The sequence below is a fragment of the uncultured Streptococcus sp. genome (assembly GCF_915066115.1).
Taxonomy (GTDB): Bacteria; Bacillota; Bacilli; order Lactobacillales; family Streptococcaceae; genus Streptococcus.
In genome coordinates this window covers 1-3027 of the sequence record NZ_CAJZDT010000172.1, presented here as the reverse complement: position 1 = coordinate 3027, position 3027 = coordinate 1, and the positions used below count along the sequence as shown (strand labels likewise).

Genomic DNA, 3027 nt, shown 5'->3' with positions numbered 1-3027 from the left:
AGTCAGCTCAAAACACTGTTTTGAGGTTGCAGATAGAACTGACGAAGTCAGTAACCATACCTACGGCAAGGCGACGTTGACGTGGTTTGAATTTGATTTTCGAAGAGTATAAACTCATCTGATAACAACTATCTTACCTCAATCACCAAACAAAAACTGGACTTCCTCCCCAAATGTGCCTATCTCCCTCCCAACTGCACTTTTAGGATAAAAAAATAGGCAGAACAAACGCCCTACCTCAAATATATATTTATAAAGATTAAAATGTAGATAATTGTCAAATAGGATATTTATCTACATTCTTAGCAACATGCAACTCCTCTTATCTTGCTTCTTACTATTCTTTACTTTTGACGACTTCTACCACATCTCCCACACTTTGCAGTTGGTCAATTTCCTCATCGCTGATTTCGATATTAAATTCATCCTCCAGTGTCAAGATAAACTCCATCAAGTCAACGGAGTCAGCATCCAAATCGTCTTTCAGACTCAAGGATTCTGTCACGACAAAGTCCTCTCCCTGTCGCTCTTGGATAATGGTCACAATACGGTCAAAAATTTCTTTTTCTGTCATCTCTTTTATTCTCCTGAAAATTCACGCGCAGTCTGGGCAACTACGTCTGTTTCTAGCATGGTACGAATCTGGCGGATTGTACTATAAACAGCCTTGGCATCGCTTGAGCCATGAGTCTTGACAACCGGTGCCTTGACACCAAACAAGACTGCCCCACCAACATCTGAGTAGTTGAGCTGTTTTTTCAAACCTCTGAGGCTGTCCTTGAGAAGGAGGGCACCTAGTTTCGCTCGAAGACCACCACCTGTAATAGCGGTCTTGAGCAAACCCATGATTCCCATAGCTGTTCCTTCAATGGATTTGAGCACAGCGTTTCCCGTGAAACCATCTGCCACGACAACATCCGCAACGCCATTCATCAAATCACGCGCTTCCACGTTTCCGATAAAGTTCAAACTTTCATCAGCTACTAGCAATTCGTAAGTTTCCTTACGAAGCGGGTCACCCTTACTACTCTCTGTTCCATTGTTGAGCAAACCAACACGTGGTTGCGCAATTCCACGGACATTTTTAGCATAGAAAGAACCTAGAACCGCGTATTGATGGAGGTGCTGGGCTGTATTTTCCGCATTGGCACCGAGGTCCAGCATGTCAAAACCTCTCCCATCTACAGTCGGCAATGTTGACATAAGCCCAGGGCGATCAATGTTCTTGATACGACCCACGATGAAAAATCCTGCTGCTAGTAAAGCACCTGTATTCCCAGCTGAGAGAACAGCGTCTGCCTCTCCATCTTTGACAGCCTTGGCCGCCAAGACCATACTGGCATTTTTCTTCTTCCGAATAGCTCTCGTAGGTTCATCGTCTGAATCAATCTTTTCATCCGTATGGATAATGCTAACGCGCTCTGTCGCTGTCAGATATTGCTTGATTTTAGCTTCATCTCCGTAGAGTTGAACCTCGATATCTGAAAAGTCAGCTAGGGCTTGATTGACACCCTCAACGATGGCTTGGGGTGCGTAATCGCCCCCCATGGCATCTACTGCGATTTTTTTCATTTGTTTTCCTCTTTTAGTAATTGACCCCAGTCTGCTAGGGAATCAATAAATTTCTTTGATTTTAGGTGAATCCCAACGTACTCTTCATAGAGTTGATCCATAAACTGGCGTAGTTCTTGCTTAATTTCGGACTTGAGCGAAATGGTCTCCAAGGTCTCAAAATCAATGTCTTGAAATTGATTGAGCAGATAAGGGATATTGGGATTGAGATGGCAACGTCTCTCATCTTCATGATAATGCTCTGGACAGAGGCAGGCGCCATATTTGAAAGAAAAGTCAAAAGCCTGACCGACCCGATGGCAGAAGACACACTCATTAAAATTGAGGCTGATCCCAAATCGAGTCAAGATTTGAATTTCAAAAATATTGGTCAAAACCTGATAATCCAAGCCAGCTTCCATCAACTCCAAAGTCTTTTGCAAAAAAGCAAACAAGGGAGCATCTTGCTGATTGTCCTGCAAACTAGCATCTGCAAGAGCCGCTACGTAGGTCGCATAAGCCATGACAAAGAGATCGCTATTAATCTTTGGAAAGGTCATCACCTCATGATAGTCCTCAATGTAACTGAGCCCATCATCATTGATTCGCAAGAGAAATCGTGCCAGCACCAAGGGCTGAATAACAGGGGCCAGCTTAGACTGGCCAGCATGTTTAACGAAAAACATGCGCTTGCCAGCCTGCTCTGTAAAAATCTTGACGAGCTTGTCATCCTCCCGAAAATTGCGATTGTAGAGCACCAAGCCTTGACTCGTGATAGACTGAATCATGCTTCTCTCATGTACTCCTCAAGTCGTTTCATGGCTTCTTTGATCGTCTCCATACTAGCTGCATAAGATAGGCGAACATAGCCTTCCCCGTAACGTCCAAAAGCTGCTCCAGGGATAAAGGCAACGGCCTTCTTCTGAGCAAAATCCTTCAGAAAAGCAAAGGAGTCTTGATTGTAGCCCGCTGGAATCTTAGCAAAGATATAGAAGGCACCGTCTGGTTTGATAATCTCAAAACCAAGAGCAGTCATTTTCTCGATAATATAGTCCCGACGCTGGATATATTCCTTCTTCATAGGCTCCGCATCGTTTTTACCGGCCGTCAAGGCTTCCACCGCAGCATGTTGAGCCATGGTATTTGCGGCAGTAACCAAGTACTGGTGACTCTTGATCAACTGGGCTGTGAAGGCCGCAGGAGCGAAAATCAGCCCCAAACGCCAACCTGTCATGGCATGCGATTTAGACAAACCATTGATAATAATAGCCTGATCTCTCAGCATAGTTCCTAGAGACACATGGGCTTCCCCTGTGTAGGTCAATTCTGAATAAACCTCATCACAAACCACGAAAATCTCATACTTGCGTAAAACAGCTGCCAAAGCTTCCAACTGCTCTCGACTGTAGGTAATTCCTGTCGGATTGGCTGGATAGTTGAGAATAAACGCCCTGAGCTTGTCACCCTGCTCCCAAA

4 protein-coding genes are annotated in these 3027 nt (G+C 44.6%); all 4 read right to left on the bottom strand.

Going from position 1 to position 3027, the window contains the following annotated elements; translation table 11 throughout:
* Positions 1-337 precede the first annotated feature (337 nt).
* Entirely contained in the window at positions 338-574 is a 237-nt protein-coding gene (locus QZ565_RS09030; RefSeq protein WP_000136444.1) for an acyl carrier protein, read from the bottom strand.
* 5 nt (positions 575-579) lie between these two features.
* Positions 580-1572, bottom strand: a complete 993-nt coding sequence (gene plsX, locus QZ565_RS09025; protein ID WP_295528484.1) for a phosphate acyltransferase PlsX — start codon at positions 1570-1572, stop codon at positions 580-582.
* The gene (recO, locus tag QZ565_RS09020; protein ID WP_295528481.1) at positions 1569-2339 is read right to left on the bottom strand and encodes a DNA repair protein RecO; all 771 of its coding nucleotides are present in this window, start codon (positions 2337-2339) and stop codon (positions 1569-1571) included. Before recO ends, plsX begins: the two co-directional genes overlap by 4 nt.
* A partial coding sequence (locus QZ565_RS09015) for an aminotransferase class I/II-fold pyridoxal phosphate-dependent enzyme (RefSeq protein WP_295528478.1) occupies positions 2336-3027 on the bottom strand: 692 nt, incomplete at its 5' end. The genes QZ565_RS09015 and recO, both read right to left, overlap by 4 nt.

Coding starts and splice junctions, on each gene's coding strand:
- QZ565_RS09030 (WP_000136444.1), bottom strand. CDS start 574: ATGACAGAAAAAGAAATTTTTGACCGTATTGTGACCATTATCCAAGAG.
- plsX (WP_295528484.1), bottom strand. CDS start 1,572: ATGAAAAAAATCGCAGTAGATGCCATGGGGGGCGATTACGCACCCCAA.
- recO (WP_295528481.1), bottom strand. CDS start 2,339: ATGATTCAGTCTATCACGAGTCAAGGCTTGGTGCTCTACAATCGCAAT.